General features: G+C 63.7%; 16 protein-coding genes. 9 read left to right on the top strand and 7 right to left on the bottom strand.

Annotated features, from left to right (window positions below; genetic code table 11):
• From P1U75_RS14700 to P1U75_RS14685, 4 genes are all read left to right on the top strand, one after another.
• Positions 1-685 (top strand): peptide chain release factor-like protein (locus tag P1U75_RS14700; protein WP_300244769.1); only part of this gene is annotated, 685 nt, incomplete at its 5' end.
• Between the two features lie 181 nt (positions 686-866).
• The gene (locus P1U75_RS14695; RefSeq protein WP_300244767.1) at positions 867-2,234 is read left to right on the top strand and encodes a hypothetical protein; all 1,368 of its coding nucleotides are present in this window, start codon (positions 867-869) and stop codon (positions 2,232-2,234) included.
• 102 nt (positions 2,235-2,336) lie between these two features.
• Positions 2,337-3,746, top strand: coding sequence for an amidase (locus P1U75_RS14690; RefSeq protein ID WP_300244765.1), 1,410 nt, complete (start codon positions 2,337-2,339; stop codon positions 3,744-3,746).
• A 30-nt stretch (positions 3,747-3,776) separates the two neighbouring features.
• On the top strand, positions 3,777-4,589 hold the full coding sequence (locus P1U75_RS14685) for a DUF2189 domain-containing protein (RefSeq protein WP_300244763.1): 813 nt from the start codon (positions 3,777-3,779) through the stop codon (positions 4,587-4,589).
• A gap of 9 nt (positions 4,590-4,598) precedes the next feature.
• Here the strand turns inward: P1U75_RS14685 and P1U75_RS14680 are convergent, their stop codons facing one another.
• From P1U75_RS14680 to P1U75_RS14670, 3 genes are all read right to left on the bottom strand, one after another.
• Positions 4,599-4,814, bottom strand: coding sequence for a hypothetical protein (locus P1U75_RS14680; RefSeq protein ID WP_300244761.1), 216 nt, complete (start codon positions 4,812-4,814; stop codon positions 4,599-4,601).
• Positions 4,811-5,971 (bottom strand): aromatic ring-hydroxylating dioxygenase subunit alpha, encoded by a 1,161-nt coding sequence (locus tag P1U75_RS14675; protein WP_300244759.1) that lies wholly within the window; start codon positions 5,969-5,971, stop codon positions 4,811-4,813. Before P1U75_RS14675 ends, P1U75_RS14680 begins: the two co-directional genes overlap by 4 nt.
• A gap of 109 nt (positions 5,972-6,080) precedes the next feature.
• On the bottom strand, positions 6,081-6,878 hold the full coding sequence (locus P1U75_RS14670; RefSeq protein ID WP_300244757.1) for a helix-turn-helix transcriptional regulator: 798 nt from the start codon (positions 6,876-6,878) through the stop codon (positions 6,081-6,083).
• A 242-nt stretch (positions 6,879-7,120) separates the two neighbouring features.
• Here P1U75_RS14670 and P1U75_RS14665 point away from each other — a divergent pair, with 242 nt between their 5' ends.
• A complete protein-coding gene (locus P1U75_RS14665; protein WP_300244755.1) occupies positions 7,121-7,483 on the top strand; it encodes a hypothetical protein in 363 nt (120 codons plus the stop codon).
• A gap of 9 nt (positions 7,484-7,492) precedes the next feature.
• Here P1U75_RS14665 and ilvN read toward each other — a convergent pair whose 3' ends face one another.
• Positions 7,493-8,053, bottom strand: coding sequence for an acetolactate synthase small subunit (gene ilvN / locus P1U75_RS14660; RefSeq protein WP_300244753.1), 561 nt, complete (start codon positions 8,051-8,053; stop codon positions 7,493-7,495).
• Between the two features lie 83 nt (positions 8,054-8,136).
• A complete protein-coding gene (locus P1U75_RS14655) occupies positions 8,137-9,888 on the bottom strand; it encodes an acetolactate synthase 3 large subunit (protein ID WP_300244751.1) in 1,752 nt (583 codons plus the stop codon).
• 425 nt (positions 9,889-10,313) lie between these two features.
• Between P1U75_RS14655 and P1U75_RS14650 the strand changes: the two genes are divergently transcribed.
• Positions 10,314-11,159: a hypothetical protein gene (locus P1U75_RS14650; RefSeq protein WP_300244749.1), complete on the top strand. Its 846-nt coding sequence runs from the start codon at positions 10,314-10,316 to the stop codon at positions 11,157-11,159.
• A 30-nt stretch (positions 11,160-11,189) separates the two neighbouring features.
• Here the strand turns inward: P1U75_RS14650 and P1U75_RS14645 are convergent, their stop codons facing one another.
• Positions 11,190-11,834, bottom strand: coding sequence for a response regulator transcription factor (locus P1U75_RS14645; RefSeq protein ID WP_300244747.1), 645 nt, complete (start codon positions 11,832-11,834; stop codon positions 11,190-11,192).
• A complete protein-coding gene (locus P1U75_RS14640; protein ID WP_300244745.1) occupies positions 11,831-13,264 on the bottom strand; it encodes a cache domain-containing protein in 1,434 nt (477 codons plus the stop codon). The genes P1U75_RS14645 and P1U75_RS14640 overlap by 4 nt, the downstream gene beginning before the upstream one ends.
• Positions 13,265-13,505: 241 nt before the next feature.
• Here P1U75_RS14640 and P1U75_RS14635 point away from each other — a divergent pair, with 241 nt between their 5' ends.
• The 3 genes from P1U75_RS14635 to P1U75_RS14625 all read left to right on the top strand — a co-directional run bounded on the left by P1U75_RS14635 (position 13,506) and on the right by P1U75_RS14625 (position 18,027).
• Positions 13,506-14,591, top strand: coding sequence for a TRAP transporter substrate-binding protein (locus P1U75_RS14635; RefSeq protein WP_300244743.1), 1,086 nt, complete (start codon positions 13,506-13,508; stop codon positions 14,589-14,591).
• Between the two features lie 136 nt (positions 14,592-14,727).
• Entirely contained in the window at positions 14,728-15,654 is a 927-nt protein-coding gene (locus tag P1U75_RS14630) for a TRAP transporter small permease subunit (protein ID WP_300244741.1), read from the top strand.
• Positions 15,655-15,672: 18 nt separating this feature from the next.
• A complete protein-coding gene (locus tag P1U75_RS14625; protein ID WP_300244739.1) occupies positions 15,673-18,027 on the top strand; it encodes a TRAP transporter large permease subunit in 2,355 nt (784 codons plus the stop codon).
• The last annotated feature ends 73 nt before the right edge of the window (positions 18,028-18,100 follow it).

Below are 18,100 nucleotides of genomic sequence, written 5' to 3'. Positions count from 1 at the left end.
GCGGATGTACATCCGCTGGGCCGAAAAGCGCGGTTTCAAGGTCGAGATGCAATCGGAAGAGGCGGGCTCCGAGGCCGGGATCAAGTCCTGCGCCTACAAGATCTCGGGGCCGAATGCCTATGGCTGGCTGAAATCGGAAAGCGGCGTGCACCGGTTGGTGCGGATCTCGCCCTTTGGCAAGGGCACGCGCGAGACCTCCTTTGCCTCGGTCTGGGTCTATCCGGTGGTCGACGACAATATCGAAATCGAGGTGAACCCGGCCGATATCCGCATCGATACCTATCGCTCGTCCGGCGCGGGCGGTCAGCACGTGAATACCACGGATTCGGCGGTGCGGATCACCCACCATCCGACCGGCATCGTGGTGACCAGTTCCGAGAAGTCGCAGCACCAGAACCGCGACATCGCCATGAAGGCGTTGAAATCGCGGCTCTATCAGATGGAACTGGACAAGCGGAACGCGGCGATCAACGAGGCGCACGAGAGCAAGGGCAGCGCCGGCTGGGGCAACCAGATCCGGTCCTACGTGCTGCAGCCCTACCAGATGGTCAAGGACCTGCGCACCGAGTTCGAGACCTCGGACACCAAGGGGGTTCTGGATGGCGATCTGGATGAATTCATGGCCGCGACGCTGGCGATGAACGCCTCCGGCAAGAGCCGCGCCGACGCCCAGAACGACGGCTGACAACGCCAGACGTTTCTGTGGCCACGGCAGATGCGCCGCGCCCTTCCGGGAGCGGTTTTTTCTTGTCGTCTTGGTTCAATGGTTGTCGTGCACGTCAAGAAAAGAAAATATGATTTCAATTATAAGGTGATTGTGGTAATTAAATTCCACTTTTGTGCTTTTATCATTGCGGGAGAAGGAAATGGTTGAAGTTCTCAATGTGACATTTGACGGCGTTTCCGGCGTCGCGCGATTGCCCGATCAATCGGATGTGGAGTGGTTTTCCAAGTTCATCGGTTATTACAGTGTATATCATGACGGGACCGACCTCTTGCGCGCCAATGCCGATCTGACCGGTGACGGCTGGACGGTAAAGACCCTGCGTTTCAACGGGGCGGGATCGAACAAGACGACGGTGACCGACCTCGACGACGGGGCGGGGCGGCGCATCGACTTTCTAGAACTGGGGTACAATTCTGATGTCGAGCTGATTTCGACCCGGGCGCGCTATATCTTCGGCTGGGACGGGGAGAAGCACGAGGTCAAGCTGGGCAATCAGCAGGACGGCTCTACCTACAGCATAAATCTTTATGCGGACGAGAACATCGTCACGACCGGAAACGCCTATGTTCAGCATATCAGTACCGGTGGCCCGGAGGGAACAGTGATCGGCGACGTGATCAAGATCGGCTCCGGTGGCGCCGGGCAGGTACAGTCCTACGATGGCAATGACCGGGTGACGACCACCACAGGATATGTCGAGTCGATCTCGACCGGGGACGGACGGGATATCGTCAAGACCAGCAAAGGATACGTCGAATTCATCCGTGCGGGCGCCGGCAATGACAAGGTCACCATTGGTGCCGGCGGGGCAGAGACCGTCAAGACCGGAGACGGCAAGGACGTGGTGGTCACCGATGGCGGCTGGGTCGGGGCGATCACCACCGGCGACGGGAACGACACCGTCAAGGTGGGCGGCGGCGGCGCCGGCCAGGTTCGGCTGGGAGGGGGCGACGACACCATTGTCCTGTCTCCGACCGATCCATCCTACGGCTTGTCGATCCTCGGCGGCTCGGGGAGCGACACGATCAGCTTTGCCAAGTTCAAGACCGGGATCGTCTTTACCCTCGACAGTGACGGCGCTTGGCAGAACCCGGCGGCGAAGAACGGCAACCTGGACAAGCCCGGCCAAGGGTTTTTCCAGGAGACCGATATCGAGAACCTTATCGGCAGTCGCAAGAACGATCGGCTGAGCGGGGACAACGCGGACAACCTGCTGAACGGCGGCAATGGCAATGACGTGCTGGCCGGAGCGGCGGGGGACGACACGCTGATCGGTGGGAAAGGCAAGGACACCTTTGTCTTTGCCTCTGATGCGGGTACTGACAGGGTCAGGGATTACAGCAAGTCCGACGACACGCTGCGGATCGCGGATCACGACGGTGGGTTCGCAACGCTGAGCATCGCCGACAAGGGCGGGGATCTGGAAATCATCCATGACGGCGGCACGATCCTGTTGCTCGGCGCGGCGGGAACAAGCCTGGGCGCGGGGGATTTCGATTTCGTGTGAACCACCGGCGTCGCCGGGAAAAGATGTGTCGCAACAATATGTTTGCGTCCGAAGGTCGAGGGGCTAGGCTAGGGTCAACCCGAGCTTGCATACAGGCCCCCAATGACCCTGACCCGACAGAGCGCCGGCGCGCTCTTGGCCGATCTCTCTGCCCGACGCCTTTCCGCGGAAGAGCTGATGCGGGCGACGCTGGACCGCGTCGTCGCGGTCAACGGAACCGTCAATGCCATCGTCGCCATGCCGGACGCCGATGCGCTGATGGCGGCCGCGCGCGCCGCCGATGCCGCCCCCCGGCGCGGCCCGCTTCACGGGTTGCCGATCGCGGTCAAGGATCTGGTCAATGTGGCCGGTCTTCCTGCGACGCAGGGTTCGCCGCTGCTGGCCGATTTCGTGCCCAAGACCGACGACCTGATCGCGGCGAGGATGCGGGCGGCCGGGGCGATCTTCATCGGCAAGACCAACGTGCCCGAGTTCGGGCTGGGATCGCACACCTTCAACCCGGTCTATGGCGCCACGGTGAACCCCTATGATCCGGCGCTGAGCTGCGGCGGCTCTTCGGGTGGGGCGGCGGTGGCGCTGGCCACCGGGATGGTGGCGCTGGCAGACGGCTCGGACATGATGGGCTCCTTGCGCAACCCGGCGGCCTGGAACAATGTCTACGGGTTCCGGCCAAGCTGGGGGCTTGTGCCCTCCGAACCCGAGGGCGATACCTTTTTGCACCAGATCTCGACGCTGGGCCCGATGGCGCGCAGCCCGCAGGACATCGCCCTTTTGCTTGACGTGATCGCCGGCCCCGATCCGCGCCAGCCGCACGGGGTACGCCATGATCCGATCGCGCCGCTGCGGCCCTGCGATCCCAAGGGGATGCGCATCGGGTGGCTGGGCGACTGGGGCGGCGCCTATCCGATGGAGGCGGGTGTTCTGGACTGCTGCAAGGGCGCGCTGACAGCGCTGGAGGAGATCGGCTGCCAGGTGGAGCCGCTGACACCGCCGTTCCCGGCCGAGTCGATCTGGAACAGCTGGACGACCCTGCGGTCGTGGAAGGTGGCGGCCGGGCTGGCCACGGCGATGGCGCAACCCGACCAGCGCGCCAAGCTCAAGGACAGCGCCGTCTGGGAGGCCGAGTGCGGTCTGGCCCTGAGCGCGATGGAGGTGCATCGCGCCAGCGTGCTGCGCTCGGACTGGTTCAGGCGGGCCGCCGCGCTGTTCGAGGAGTATGACGCGCTGGTTCTGCCGGCGGCGCAGGTTTGGCCCTTTGACGCGAACCAGCCCTGGCCGCAGGAGATCGACGGGCACGAAATGGATACTTATCATCGTTGGATGGAGGCGATGGTGCCGGTCAGCCTGGCAGGGCTGCCCTGCCTTGCGGCGCCGGCGGGGTTCGGGGCGCAGGGCCTGCCGATGGGGGTGCAGATCTTTGGCCCCCGCGGCAGCGATGCGCGGCTGCTGGCGCTGGGCGCGGCCTATCACGAGGCGACCGGATGGCCACAAAGGGCCCCGCCGGCGATGTAACGGAACCCAAAGGGGGGAGGACAAAGACGAATGGACAAGGAACACGGCGTTCCGCCGCTGCGGCCGATGACGGGGGCGATGCTGCGCCAGGCGCTGACCTGTGGCTGGCGCGACTTTCGGCGCGCGCCGATCTGCGGACTGGTGTTTGCCGGCTTTTACGTGCTCAGCGGGTGGGCGATGATCGCGATCACCTGGTATACCCAGACCACCTTCTGGCTGGTGCTGGCGGCGATCGGGTTTCCGCTGATCGGGCCGTTCGCGGCGGTCGGCCTTTACGAGGTGTCGCACCGGATCGAGCATGGCGAGTCCTGGCGTCTGGGCGAGATCATGGGGGTGGTGGCGCAGCAGAGGCGGCGGCAGTTGCCCTCGATCTGCGCGATCATCGTGGTGGTGTTCCTGTTCTGGTTCTTCCTCGGGCACATGATCTTTGCCCTGTTCCTGGGGCTGTCGACGATGACCAATGTGTCCTCGTCCTTCGAGGTCTTCGCCACCTTCGACGGCATCAAGATGCTGGGGTTCGGCACCCTGGTGGGCGCGCTGTTCGCGCTGCTGCTCTACATGATCACGGTGCTGGCGCTGCCGCTTTTGCTCGACCGCGAAATCGATTTTGTCACCGCGATGATCACCAGCTTTTCCTACGTGCAGCAGAACCCGGTGCCGATGCTGGGCTGGGCGATCTTCATCGCCGTGCTGACCTTTGTCGCGATGGTGCCGCTGTTCCTGGGGCTGTTGGCGGTTCTGCCGCTGCTGGGGCATGCAACCTGGCATGTCTACCGGCAGGCCCGCATCGCCGAGGCGGAGGCAGGCGCCCCGGTGCCCTGCACGGAGCCGGAAACGGCCTGAGACCCGCGCTCAGGCGCTTTCCCGTCCTGCCGCGACGAGGCGCGCGCGCAGGGCGGGGGCCTGCGGGTGGCCGTCCTCCAGCGCATAGACATAGGCTTGGGTGAGGTAGAAATACCGCGCCTCGTCCTCTGCGGCGTCCTCTGCCGCGGCACTGTAGAGCGTGACCAGTGCTGCCCGGTCGCCACACGCGTGCGCTGCCAGAAGGCGGCTTTCGAGATCGCTCACTCTGCCGCCTGTGCCGTGCCGCGATGGGCCTCGATCCGCGCCGCCACCCAATCGTGAAACAGGTGGGTTGGCCCGTCCATCGCCGGTGAGAAGCGGCCGCCGTCGAAGCCGGGCGCACGGCGGCCGGCCTGCATCCCCTCGACCACGAAGATGTCCTCTTCGAACACGGTCTTCCATAGCGCGGCATTGGCGGCGCGCAGGTCTGCATCCGTCTCAGGCGTGGCGTAGTAGAGGTGCACCTGCTCCACTGTGCGGTCGGTGGCCGCCGGTTGCAGCAGGATGGCGAAGGCATGGTCGCGGTGCACACCGAGCAGCACATTTGGAAAGACCGAGATGTATTCTGCGGCGGTGTCCCATGCCTCGGACAGACCGTCGAAATCGGGAAACCTGCCGCCATCCGCGCTGGTGAACTGGCGATAGACCCGGGTGCCTTGCCCGGAGAACCGATCCGGCGCCTCGATGTGATAATGGTCCTCCAGCCGGGAATAGCTGTTGAGGCCGGGATGGACCCAGGGCAGGTGGTAGCTTTCGCAGTAGTTCTCGACCGCGAGCTTCCAGTTGCAGTGCACCTCCAGGTCGAACGCGCTGTCCATCCCGCCGTGATAAAGCGGTTGGTCGAACTCGGCCCAGCGGGCGATCAGGTCCGCGTGCACCTCTTCAAAGGGGGCGGCGTCGCCGCTGATGTTGATCCAGACCACGTCGCGCCAGACATGGTTGCGCACCTCGACCAGGCCGAGGGTGCTCTTGTCGATCCCCTCGTGGGTGTTCTGCCCCGGTCCGCCCACATGCGGGGTGGAGACCAGCCGCCCGTCGGTGTCATAGCACCAGGAGTGGTAGGGACAACGGATCGCGCCCTCGATCCTGCGCGGTTCGGAGACCAGGATCATGCCGCGGTGGCGACAGATGTTCTGGAACACCCGCACCTGCCCGGCGCGGTCGCGCAACAGCAAGAGCGGCATGCCGAGGAAGCTGATCGGCTTGGCGTCACCGACCTCGGGAACCTCCGCCGCTACCGCCAGTCCGGCCCATTGCCGCGCCAGCAGGGCCTGGCCCTCTTCGGCGAAGACCGTCTCGTCGGTGTAATGCGCGTTGGGCAGACCGTTGGCCTTGTCGATCGGGCGCCGGACATCGGACAGGTCGGTCATCTTCGCGATCATGGCTGTCTCTCCTTGCTGGTAAGACAGCCCATCCCGCATTCCGCCGGTCCCGTCCGCCATCACAGCGACAGGAATTTTCCCAAAACGACAATTCGGGGCGGAATCGGGATCAGCGGAAGGGGACGTCGATCTGCAAAAGGCGTTTGTGGTACGGCAGGAGTTCATCCTCGGTCCGAAAGCCGGTGCCGCGCGCGGCGGCCAGAACGGGTTTTGTCTCGCGCCCCAGATGCTCATAGACCATCCGGGTGACGCGGGTCCCCAATACGCTTTCGCGTGTGGTTCGTGTAACGTAGCCGACCCAATAGTTGTTCTCGTACGACGACACGCGGTTGAGGAAATTATAGGAACAGGTCATCGCGTCGTGGCGGGAGATGACCAGGCCTATGCCCTCTTCCTGGCGGGTGATGTAACCGCGAAACTCGCGCGCACGGGCATTGCAGGGCAGACCCTGCTGGCGCATCGCCTCCTTGGGCTCGAAACCGCGAACGAAGGTCAGTTCGCCATCGCGAAAGACGTGGACGAGGCCGACAATGAACCGCAAGTTGTCGGTGAAACTGCGGCGCGAGAACCGGTAAAACCCGGTCGGAAACATGCCCTCGGGGATATTGAGCGGGGCCTTGCCCATGAAATCGGTCAGAAAGGCGCTGTTCAGCACCAGGGTGTTTCGGGTCAGAGACTCGGCCGGTTCGAGCAGGATCCGCGCATCGACCTCGAAAAAGGTGCAAATCCGCTCCAGCACGTCCGGCCGCGGGAAGCTTTCGCCGGACAGGTAACGATTGAGCTGGGTGCGGTTGATGCCAAGGCGCCGCGACAGATCGGAAATTGACGCATGTTTTCGCGCCAATTTCCGCAAGTTCGCGCCAAACATGTTGCGCAACTCGGCCGGAGATCGGGACGGTTTATGCATAACTGGTCGTTTCGCCTTGTTTGACTGGCATTGTGAGCGGTTTGTTCCCTTAAGTTGCACTCAGGATACAGAAAATGAAGGGAAAAATCCCTCCTTCGACACCTATTAGGTCATAAGTGACGCTAATTGAAGTCAGTTTCTGAGGAGCCGGTCACAAATTTAGTCATTCCGACACTGAGTTTGCCGTATTCCACCTGTGCGATTTTTTTCAAGATCGAAACTGGTGCAGAAGGAGGGGGCAAATGATGTACGGTGTAGTGCTCTGGTGCGATTGCCGCGAGAACAAGGCGGTGATCTGGTGCGAGGATCAAGGTGATCTTGCTTATTATCGCCAGTCGGAAACGGCGGACCCGCTGAACATGGATGCCGGGGACTGGGTGCAATTCGACGTCACGACAGGGTGTGACATGCGCCTTGCCCATAACCCCCGGCTGGTGGCCGAGGGGGTTTTTGGTGGATTGGCGGACAGCCTGAAGTTGGCGGACGGTCTGAAGGGGTCGAACGCGCCCGCTGCGCCCCGCGCAACGGACCAATGTTCGGCGGAGATCCTGGTCTTTGGAACCGATCGGGCACATGGCCATGCCCACCGTTTCAAGACCGGCTGAGCTTGAGTTTCAGACCCCGCGCAGAAGTGCTGCGACGCCGGTTCGGGCAATCTCGACGAGGCCGAGCGGGCGCATCAGGTCGGCAAAGGCGTCGATCTTGTCCGGGGCTCCGGTGATCTCGAAAACGAAGCTGTTCAGCGTGCTGTCGACCACGCTGGCGCGAAAGATATCGGCCAGCCGCAGCGCCTCGACACGTTTTTCTCCGTCGCTCACCACCTTGAGCATTGCCAGCTCGCGCTCGACCGAGGGGCCCTCGACGGTCAGATCGTGAACCTCGTGCACCGGCACGATGCGCCCCAACTGCGCCTTGATCTGTTCGATTACCTGCGGCGTTCCGGTGGTGACGATGGTGATGCGGCTGAGGTGCCCGGTGTGGTCGACCTCGGCCACGGTCAGGCTTTCGATGTTGTAGCCGCGCCCCGAGAACAACCCGATGACGCGGGCCAGCACGCCCGGTTCGTTCTCGACCAGAACGGCGAGGGTGTGTTTCTCCTGCACGTCCGAGAAGGTGGGGCGCAGGTTGTAGGCGGAGTGCTTGGTCGCGCCTTTCTTGATGTGTAGGGCAGACATTATTGGTTCCTCGATTCCCGGCGCAGGCCGGTCAGTTCTGAATTTCCCGGGCCACTGCCGCAATAGACCTCGGCCCGTATCTCTTACACCAGCGCCGCGCCCTTGGAGTCGATCACGCCCTGGGTCTCGGCCTGGCCCAGCAGCATCTCGTTATGCGCCTTGCCTGAGGGGATCATCGGGAAGCAGTTTTCGTGCTTTTCCACCAGGCAGTCGAAGATCACCGGCCCGTCGTGGTTGATCATCTCCATGATGGCGTCGTCCAGATCGGCGGGATCCGAGCACAGGATGCCCTTGGCGCCAAAGGCTTCGGCCAGCTTGACGAAATCGGGCAGCGCCTCGGACCAGGACGCCGAATAGCGTTCGCCGTGCAGCAGTTCCTGCCACTGCCGGACCATGCCGAGCCGTTCGTTGTTGAGGATGAACTGCTTGACAGGCAGGCGGTATTGCGCCGCAGTGCCCAGTTCCTGCATGTTCATCAGCCAGCTCGCCTCGCCCGCGACATTGATCACCAGCGCATCGGGGTGCGCCATCTGCACGCCGATCGAGGCCGGGAAACCATAGCCCATGGTGCCGAGGCCCCCCGAGGTCATCCAGCGGTTGGGATCCTCGAAGTTCAGGAACTGCGCCGCCCACATCTGGTGCTGGCCGACCTCGGTGGTGATATATCGATCATGGCCCTTGGTCAGTTCCTCCAGCCTTTGCAGCGCATATTGCGGCTTGATCGTGGTCGTGCTGCCGGTGAAGGCCAGGCAGTTGATCTTGCGCCACTCGTCGATCTGGCCGCACCACTTGGCGACCGGCGCCGCCTCGGTCTTGCGTCCGCGCGATTTCCAGACCTTCAGGATATCCTCAAGGACATGAGCGACGTCGCCGACGATAGGGATGTCGGTCTTGATCACCTTGTTGATCGAGGAGGGGTCGATATCGATGTGCGCCTTGATCGACCTGGGGCTGAAGGCGTCGATGCGCCCGGTGATCCGGTCGTCGAAGCGCGCGCCGATGGCGATCAGCAGGTCGCAGTCGTGCATCGCCATGTTCGCCTCGTAAAGCCCGTGCATCCCCAACATGCCAAGCCAGTGCTTGCCGCTGGCGGGATAGGCGCCCAGCCCCATCAGGGTGGAGGTGATGGGAAAGCCGGTGGCATCGACCAGTTCGCGCAGCAGCTGGCTCGCCGCCGGGCCGGAGTTGATGACGCCGCCGCCGGTGTAGAACACCGGCTTCTTGGCTTTTTCCATCGCCGCGACCAGTTCGGTGATCTCCTCCAGATCGCCCTTGACCCGCGGCTGGTAGTGCGAGGTCGAGGGTTTGGGCGCGGTATAGGTGCCGGAGGCGAACTGCACATCCTTGGGAATGTCGATCAGCACCGGGCCGGGCCGGCCGGCGGTGGCGACGTGGAACGCTTCGTGAATGGTGCCCGACAGCGCCTCGGGATCCTTGACCAGCCAGTTGTGCTTGGTGCAGGGGCGGGTAATGCCCACGGTGTCGGCCTCCTGAAAGGCGTCCGACCCGATCAGGAAGGTGGGCACCTGCCCGGTGAGCACGATGATCGGAATCGAATCCATCAGCGCGTCGGTCAGCCCGGTCACCGCGTTGGTGGCGCCGGGGCCGGAGGTGACCAGCGCGACACCGGGCCTGCCGGTCGAGCGGGCATAGCCCTCGGCGGCATGCACCGCGCCTTGTTCGTGCCGGACCAGGACGTGGCGAATATCGTTTTGCAGGAAGATCTCGTCATAAATCGGCAGGACCGCGCCGCCGGGATACCCGAATACCGTGTCCACGCCCTGATCCTTCAGGGCCTGAACCACCATTTTCGCTCCGGTCATCTCACGTTTCATCTGCTTTGCTCCATCCGCGGTATCGCGTGCATTCGCCAGTTCCAAGTTTCATCAGCGCAAAAAAAAGCCCCCGGTCGAACGAGGGCGCATGGGTCAGAGAATGGTCTACCGTTACCGGCCCATGCGCGTGCTTCCTACGATTACGACTAGTGCGGCCATGGCCACCGGCTCCTTTTGCTGCGGCGCAGCTTATGTGCGGGGACGGGGGGCGTCAACAGGGAAAGAAACGAAAACTGCGCTCTATGCCGGGTGCCGCTTGTGTTTTCTTTCCCGGCAGCGCCTTCGCGGGACATTTCCGCAAAGAATCCGGCGCCCAAATGGTCGATTGTCTCGTTTCCGTCTTCGATCTGTCCGAAATGGACCAGACTCGCGCGGTGGCGGGCAGCGAGTCTGCGGCGACCAGCCAAGAGAAGGAGGGGGCGACGATGTTGCATGATCTGGTGGACCTGGAACGCTATCCGATCGACCGGCCGGACGGGGCCGGTTACGGCCAGATGATCGCCGATCTGCGCCAAAGCCTTGCCGAGGACGGCTGCGCGGTTCTGCGGGGGTTCGTTCATGCTGAGGGACTCGAACAACTGCTGGCCGAGGCCCGCGCCGCCGCGCCCCGAGCGTACCGGTCGTTTTCGCGCACCAACGCCTATTTCAGCACAGATAACCCGTCGCTGCCGCCCGGCCATCCGGTGCGACATTTTTTCGATCGTTCGAACGCCTTCATCCCGGCCGACAATTTCCCGGGCGGCGGGCCGCTGCGGCGGATCTATGACGATCCGGGGTTTCTCCCCTTCATCCGCGAGGCGCTGGACGAGCCGGAGAACCGGTTCTTTCGCTACGACGATCCGCTGGCCGATGTGATCGTCAACATGGCCGAGGAAGGCGAGGGTTTTCCCTGGCATTTCGACACCAACAACCACACCGTCACCCTGGCAATCCAGAACGCCCAAAGCGGCGGCGCATTCGAATATTCCCCGATGTTGCGCACGTCCGACGACGAGAACACCGTTGGGGTCGCCCGCGTTCTTGACGGCGATCTATCCGGTGTGCATCGGCTGGAGCTGGAGCCGGGCGACCTGCAGATATTCCGCGGCCGCTATTCGCTGCACCGGGTGGCGCCGCTTCGCGGGCCGCGGCGGCGCTTCGTCGCCATATTCTCCTTTGCCGAGAGGCCCGACATGTGCGGCGGAGTGGAGCGGACCCGTCAGCTCTATGGCCGGGTGCTGCCGCATCATCTGGAGCGGGCCGGGCTTCGGGACGATGCGCTGATGGACTGAAACCGGACAGGGCCGGGCGTGGGGTGCTGCTCAGTACCCCACGCCGGTGCCCTGCAACACCCCGTGTTCCAGCGCGTAGCGGGTCAGCCCGGCGGTCGAGGAGATGCCAAGCTTGCGCTTGATATTCTTGCGGTGGGTCTCGACCGTGCGCACCGAGATATCGAGATCCTTGGCAACCTGCTTGTTGGACTTGCCCTGCGCCAGTTGCAGCAGGATGGTCTGCTCGCGCCCGGTGAGCTGCTCGCGCCCGTCGTTGACCTCGGGTTCGAGCGATCCCCTGGCGCCGGTGCAGAGATAGCGTTCGCCGCGCATCACCGTATCGATGGCCCGCTTGATCTCGTCGGTCGGTACGTCCTTGAGCACATAGCCGACCGCGCCATGGCTGAGAGCCGAGGCAATGTACTCCGGACCGTCATGCATCGACAGGATCAGGATCCGCGCGCCCGGCACCCGCTCCAACAGAAGCTCGGTGGCACTGAGCCCGCCGAGGCGCGGCATGTTCAGATCCATCAGGATCACATCCGGGGCCAGCCCCGGCGCCTGGTCGACCGCCGCCTGGCCGTCGCTGAGGGTGCCCACCACCTCGATATCGTCATAGCTTTCCAGGATCGACTGGATGCCTTCGGCCACCATCGGGTGGTCGTCGACGATGAGAACGCGGGTCGCACCGGTCATGCCTGGGCCTCCATTTTGGGCGAGGCCGCCTCCTCGGGCGGCAGCAGGTGGCTCAGCGGCAGGGTGGCCTCGATCACTGTACCGCTTTGAGCGCCGCGTGATGACAGAATTCGCAGGGTGCCGTCAAGCTGCTCGATCCTCTCCTGCATGTTGCGCAGGCCGATGCCCGGCCCGGCGCGGCCCGGTGGCGCCGGCAGGCCGTGCCCGTTGTCCGAGACCCGAAGCGTCGCGCCCTTCTTGTGGCCGCGCAGATCGACGTCCACCCGGGTGGCGCCGGAGTGGCGCTCCACATTGGTCAGCGCCTCCTGCGCGATGCGGTAGAGCGCGATCTTGGCCTCCTGATCCAGCCGGTTGCGGAACACGACGGTCGTGAACTCGGTCGCGATGCCGGTGCGGGCGGCGAAATCATCCGCCAGTGCCTTGATTGCCGGACCCAGGCCCAGATCGTCCAGCACGCCGGGGCGCAGGTCGCGGCTGATCCGGCGCACCTCGGAAATGGCGCTTCCGAGGTGTTCGATCCCCTTGTCCAGGGGCGCCTGCGCCTCGCCATGCTCGCCCCGGTTCAATCGTCTGCGGGCATCGTCCAGCGCATAGCGCACGCCGACAAGGATCTGGCTGATGCCGTCGTGCAACTCGCGCGCAACGCGGCCGCGCTCCTCCTCCTGCGCGTCGAAAACGCGCTGGGTCAGTTTCTTGAGCTTGGCGTCCGCCAGCCGGCGTTCGCGGATGTTCACCACCATGCCAGAGCTGAACACCAGCAGCAGCGCGGCCAGCGTGATGGCAATGATATAGTAGAAGGTGCGCCTGACCCGCGACTCGACCTCGGCGCGCGAGGCGGCGACCTGGGCCAGAACGTCGTCGATGAAAACGCCGGTTCCCACCGCCCATTGCCAATCCTGCAGGCCCAGCACATAGGTCACCATGCGGGCCTCTTGCCCGGTCGAGGGTTTCGGCCAGAGGTGTTCATGCCATCCCGCCCCCTGCCGGGCGATGTTGATGAAGGCGTCAACAATCGGGGTGCCCTCGCTGTCGCTCAGTCCGGTCCAGTTGTGATTGATGAATTCGGTCTGGCGTGGCGACACCAGATTGGTGCCGTCATAGTCGTAGACAAAGAAGAACCCTTCGTCGCCATAGATCATCGCCGCAAGGATCTGCAGCACGCGTTCCTTGGATCGGTCGTCATCGGGCGCGGCGGGACCGTAGATGAAATAGAAGGCGTTCCGCGCCTGGGTGACGTAGTTGCGCAGCTCGGCCTTCTTGGCCTCCAGCAGCTTGTGCTCCAGCGCGCGGATCTCGCTTTCGGCCAGTTGCCGGGCCTGGCTGGCCACCAGGATCGAGATCGCCGCAGCGGCCAGCAGTAGCGGGACAGAGGCCAGAAGAAAGAGCTTCTGGCCGTAGCTGGGAGTGAGCAGGGCGCGCAGGCGTTTCATCGGGTGACATTCGCCTGCCGGGGCGACCGAATCAATGGTCCGTCCTGCCGCCACGGTACGAAAATCGTGCCCCGGGCGGCGAAAACGCGGGCGGAAGAGGATGTTTTCGCCGGATTTTTACGCAGCGACTACGTATAACTAGGTATTCCGCTTGAGTGTGCGACGGGTTAACTTGCCTCCACTTTCCTCGTGCCTTCGGCGCGGGGATCGACGAATGTATCCGAATGGGAGGAAAACCGAAATGGATCGTCGTTCTTTTCTGAGAACAACTGCGCTTGGTGGCTCGGCCGCTGCTGCCACCTCGCTGGCCGCCCCGGCCTATGCCCAGGGCAAGCGAACCCTGACCATGGTCAGCACCTGGGGCCGTGGCCTGGCCGGCGTGCATGACAGCGCGCAATACTGTGCCGATACGATCACCGCCATGACCGACGGTCAGGTGACCGTTGACCTGAAGGCGGCCGGCGAGCTGGTGGGCGCCTTTGAAGTGTTCGACGCCGTTTCCGCGGGTCAGGCCGACATGTACCATGCGGTGGACTACTATTTCCTCGGCCAGCACCCGGCGCTGTCGTTCTTCTCGCAGGTGCCTTTCGGGATGACCTTCCAGGAATTCAACAACTGGTACTACCAGGAAGGCGGGATGGCCCTGGCCGACGAGTTGTATTCCATCTTCGGCCTGAAATCCTTTGCCGCGGGCAGCACCGGCCCGCAGTCGGGTGGCTGGTTCAACAAGGAGATCAACGGGCCGGAAGATTTCCAGGGTCTGAAATTCCGGATGCCGGGCCAGGGTGGCCAGGTGCTGGGCAAACTGGGCGCCAGCGTTCAGAACCTGCCCGGTTCGGAAGTGTACCAGGCGCTGTCCTCGGGCGCCATCGACGGCACCGAGTGGATCGGTCCCTGGGCGGATGAAAAGGCCGGTTTCCAGGAAATCACCAAGACCTATTACACCGCCGGCTTCCACGAGCCCGGCCCGATCCTGGCGCTGAACCTCAACCTTGATGTGTACGAGAGCCTGACAGCGTCGCAGAAGGCTGTGGTCGAGCAGACCGCGCGCGCGTCGAACACCTGGACCATGTCGCTGTTCATGGCCAACAACTCGGCCGCACTGCAGCGTCTGCAGGCCGGTGGCGTCAAGGTGCTGGAATTCCCCGACTCGGTCTGGGATGCCTTCGGTGCCGCCGCGAAAGAGGTCATCGAGGCCCCGCTGGACGACGAGTTCTACAAGAAGTGCTACGACAGCTACATGGCGTCGATGATCTCCTCCGCCGGCTGGATCAGCCGTTCGGAAGGGGCCTATTCGGAGCAGCGCAACCGCGTCTACGGCATGTGATCTGACCCGATCATCAAAGGACATGCCCCCGCGATCGGGCGGGGGCACGTCCGCAGCTGCAGCCAGGTGGCCGGGGTGTTTGCCCTGCGCCGCCCGGATTGCGCACCGGCTCACTCGCTAATCAGGGGCATCGGCAATGGACGAAACAGCCGCCAACGGGACGTTCGGGGCAATTCTCGACGGTCTGACCTGGCTCGTCAGCAACATCTTCATGGCGTTCTACAATGCCGGATACGCGATCAGCCATCCGCAGTTGTGGCTCGACTGGTCCGACAAGCAGGCGATCATGCGGTTCGTCTACTACGGTGGATCGACCGAGTTCTTCTTCGTCGTTTTCACGCTGTTCCTGGTGGTCACCGCCGTCGGTCTGTTCCGGCGGCAGGTGATGTGGGGGACGGTGCGGGCGCTGGAAGGTTTTGCCAATACGGTCGGCCGCTTTTTTGCCTGGGCCGGTCTGATCATGGTGCTGCAACAGATCGTCATCGTCTTTGTGCAGCGGATCTTTGCCAGGCCGGACCTGGTCTTTGGCGTCGGCCTGTCGTTCCAGAAGGACATCAGCTGGTTCGCCGAGGAACTCAAGCTCTACAACGCGATGGTGGTGGCGCTCTGTGCCGCCTATACCTTCGTGCAAGGCGGGCACGTGCGGGTCGACCTGTTCTATTCCGCGGTGCGGTTCCGCACCAAGAAGGTGATCGACATGATCGGCGCCCTGGTGTTCATGATGCCGATGGCGGTTCTGGTCTGGATGTATGGCTGGTACTTCCTCTGGCGCCACCTGATCGTGCCGAAACCCTCGGCCAGCGACACCATCGACCGGCTGCTGATGAAATCCCGCGCGCTGCGCTGGAACGTGGAGACCATCGGCTTCAGCCCGAACGGGTTCAACGGGTATTTCCTGTTCAAGATCCTGCTCTGCAGCTTCGCCGCGATGGTCTTCCTGCATGCCATTGCCGTGCTCTACCGCTCCTACCTGGAGTTCCGCGAGGGCGTCGGCAGCGAAAACAAGTACCTCGACAAGGACAGCCTTGGCGAAGGTGAAGAAGCCTATGAAGGCGCTCATTAAAGCAAGGGACAGCCAAGCATGCTATTCGGTCTTGATGGCGTCGAACTCGGCCTGATCATTCTGTTTCTCTGCCTGTTCGGAGGCATCCTTTCGGGGTTTCCGGTGGCCTTCGCCATCGGCGGCGCCGGGGTGATCGCCTTTGGCATCATCGCTTCGCTCGACAGCGCGGGGCTCTTGATCCACCAGGCGATCGACACCTCATCCCAGGCCTATAACGACCTGGTCAACACGGGCATCCGGCCCGACAGCATATCGGTGTTCCGATACCCTGATCTGCCGCGCGCGGCCGAGCCGATCTTTCCCGGCGGATGGGAACTGGCGCTGGATCGCAACGTCTCGTTCATCGTCAACCGGATGAACGAACGGGTCTTTGCCGGGGCCTCGATCGAAACCCTGCTGGCGGTTCTGATGTTCGTGCTGATGGGCATCACGCTGGAACGCTCCAAGATCGCCAACGATCTGCTGACCACCATGGCGCGGGTCTTCGGCCCGCTGCCGGGCGGTCTGGCGGTGTCGATCGTTGTGGTGGGGGCCTTCCTGGCCGCCTCCACAGGCATCGTCGGCGCCACCGTGGTGACGATGGGCCTGCTGGCGCTGCCCACCATGCTGCGCAACAACTATTCGCCGGAACTGGCGACAGGCGTGATCGCCGCCTCGGGCACGCTGGGGCAGATCATCCCGCCATCGATCGTGATCGTCCTGCTGGGCACGCTGGCCGGCGATCTCTATTCCACCGCGCAGGAGGCACGGGCCACCGCGGCGGGTTGTTCCGACGCGCTGACCTATCTCGGCGAACCGGCGGTGGTCTCGGTCGGCACGCTGTTCCAGGCGGCGCTGCTGCCGGGCATCCTGCTGGCGATCCTTTATGCCGGCTATGCTTTTGTCTACGCGCTGCTCAACCCGAGCAAGGCCCCGGCTGTTGCGCTGGGCTCCGCCAGCAATGAGCCGGTCACGCGCCGCGAGGCGCTGGGATGGTTCCTGGCCGCCCCGATCGCGCTGATCGGTGGCGTCATCCTGCTCTCGAGCCTCGGCATCGTCGGCAGCCAGAACATCACGGTGTCGAGCTATTCCAGCATCGGCGAGGGGGCCAGCCTGCGCACCAACGTCAATGCGGAATGCAAGGCCGCGATGATTGAGCTGCACGGTCAACGGGCTTGGGACAAGGCCGTGACCGAGCAGGCCGAGATCGACGCCAGCGACGAAGATACCCAAAGCCGCAAGCTCAGCGACGAGGAAATGTCGCAGGCGCTGGCGGACAAGATCGCCTCGGCCCCGCCGATCGGCAGCGGCATCGCCACGCTGATCGTGCTGCTGGGCCTGGTGCTGGTGGGCGGGCGCGGCGTGTCGCCCTCCTCGGACCCCAAGCCGCTGATCCTCGGCTCGGTCGGGCTGCTGCTGGTGGCGCTGGTCGACCTGACGCTGATCGGGCCGACCACCTCTTCGGGGGCGACCTGGCTGCTGGTGGCGCTGCCCTTCGCGCTGGCGCTCTACGGCGGTCGCCAAGCGGCGGCACGGCTGGCCACGCATGACCTGATCCGGGTGGTGTTCCCGCCGCTGGTGCTGATCGTGGCGGTGCTGGGTTCGATCCTCGGCGGCATCACCAACCCGACGCCGGCGGCGGCGCTGGGGGCGGGCGGGGCGATCATGCTGGCGGCCTACCGCAAGCTGCAGGATCAGAACCGCTCGGGCCATGTGATCATCTGGTCGACCTTCGCGATTCTCATCTCCATCCTGATCGGGATCAACTTTGACTTGCGCATCAACCAGGGGGGGGTGGGCGTTGAAAGCTGGATCGCCTTCTTTGGCGCCTACGGCACCTATCTCTACGCGATCTTCGGGCTGATCTACGGCTGCTGGGTGCTGTTCACCGGCGGGGTGCTGACCCCGATCGTGCGCGAGACAGCCAAGGTGACCTCGATGGTATTTACCATCCTGATCGGCTCGCAACTGTTGAACCTGGTGGTGATCTCCTTCGGGGGAGAGCATTACATCCAGCAGTTCCTCAAGAGCTTCGACAACGAGTTCACGGTCTTCCTGATCGTGATGATGGTGCTGTTCTTCCTCGGCTTCGTCCTCGACTTTCTCGAGATTATCTACATCGTGATCCCGATCGTCGGGCCGGTGATCTACGGCGGCTCGTTCGACCCGAAATGGGTGACGATCATGGTGGCGGTGAACCTTCAGACCTCGTTCCTGACGCCGCCGTTCGGCTTCGCGCTGTTCTATCTGCGGGGGGTGGCGCCGCCAGAGGTGACGACCGGCCACATCTATCGCGGCATCCTGCCCTTTGTGCTGATTCAGATGCTGGGGCTGGGGATCCTGTGGTTCTTCCCCGGGATCGTGACCATCGTGCCGAACCTGATCCCCAACTGACCGGGGGCGGGCAGCGGACGGACGAGAAAAGGGGCCCCCGCGGGCCCCTTTTTCATTAATTCACCCCGCAAGG

The sequence above is a fragment of the Antarcticimicrobium sp. genome (assembly GCF_029212575.1).
In the GTDB taxonomy this organism is placed as follows: domain Bacteria; phylum Pseudomonadota; class Alphaproteobacteria; order Rhodobacterales; family Rhodobacteraceae; genus Antarcticimicrobium.
Note: the sequence above shows the minus strand (reverse complement) of the source record. Positions and strands in the feature narration are given on the sequence as shown.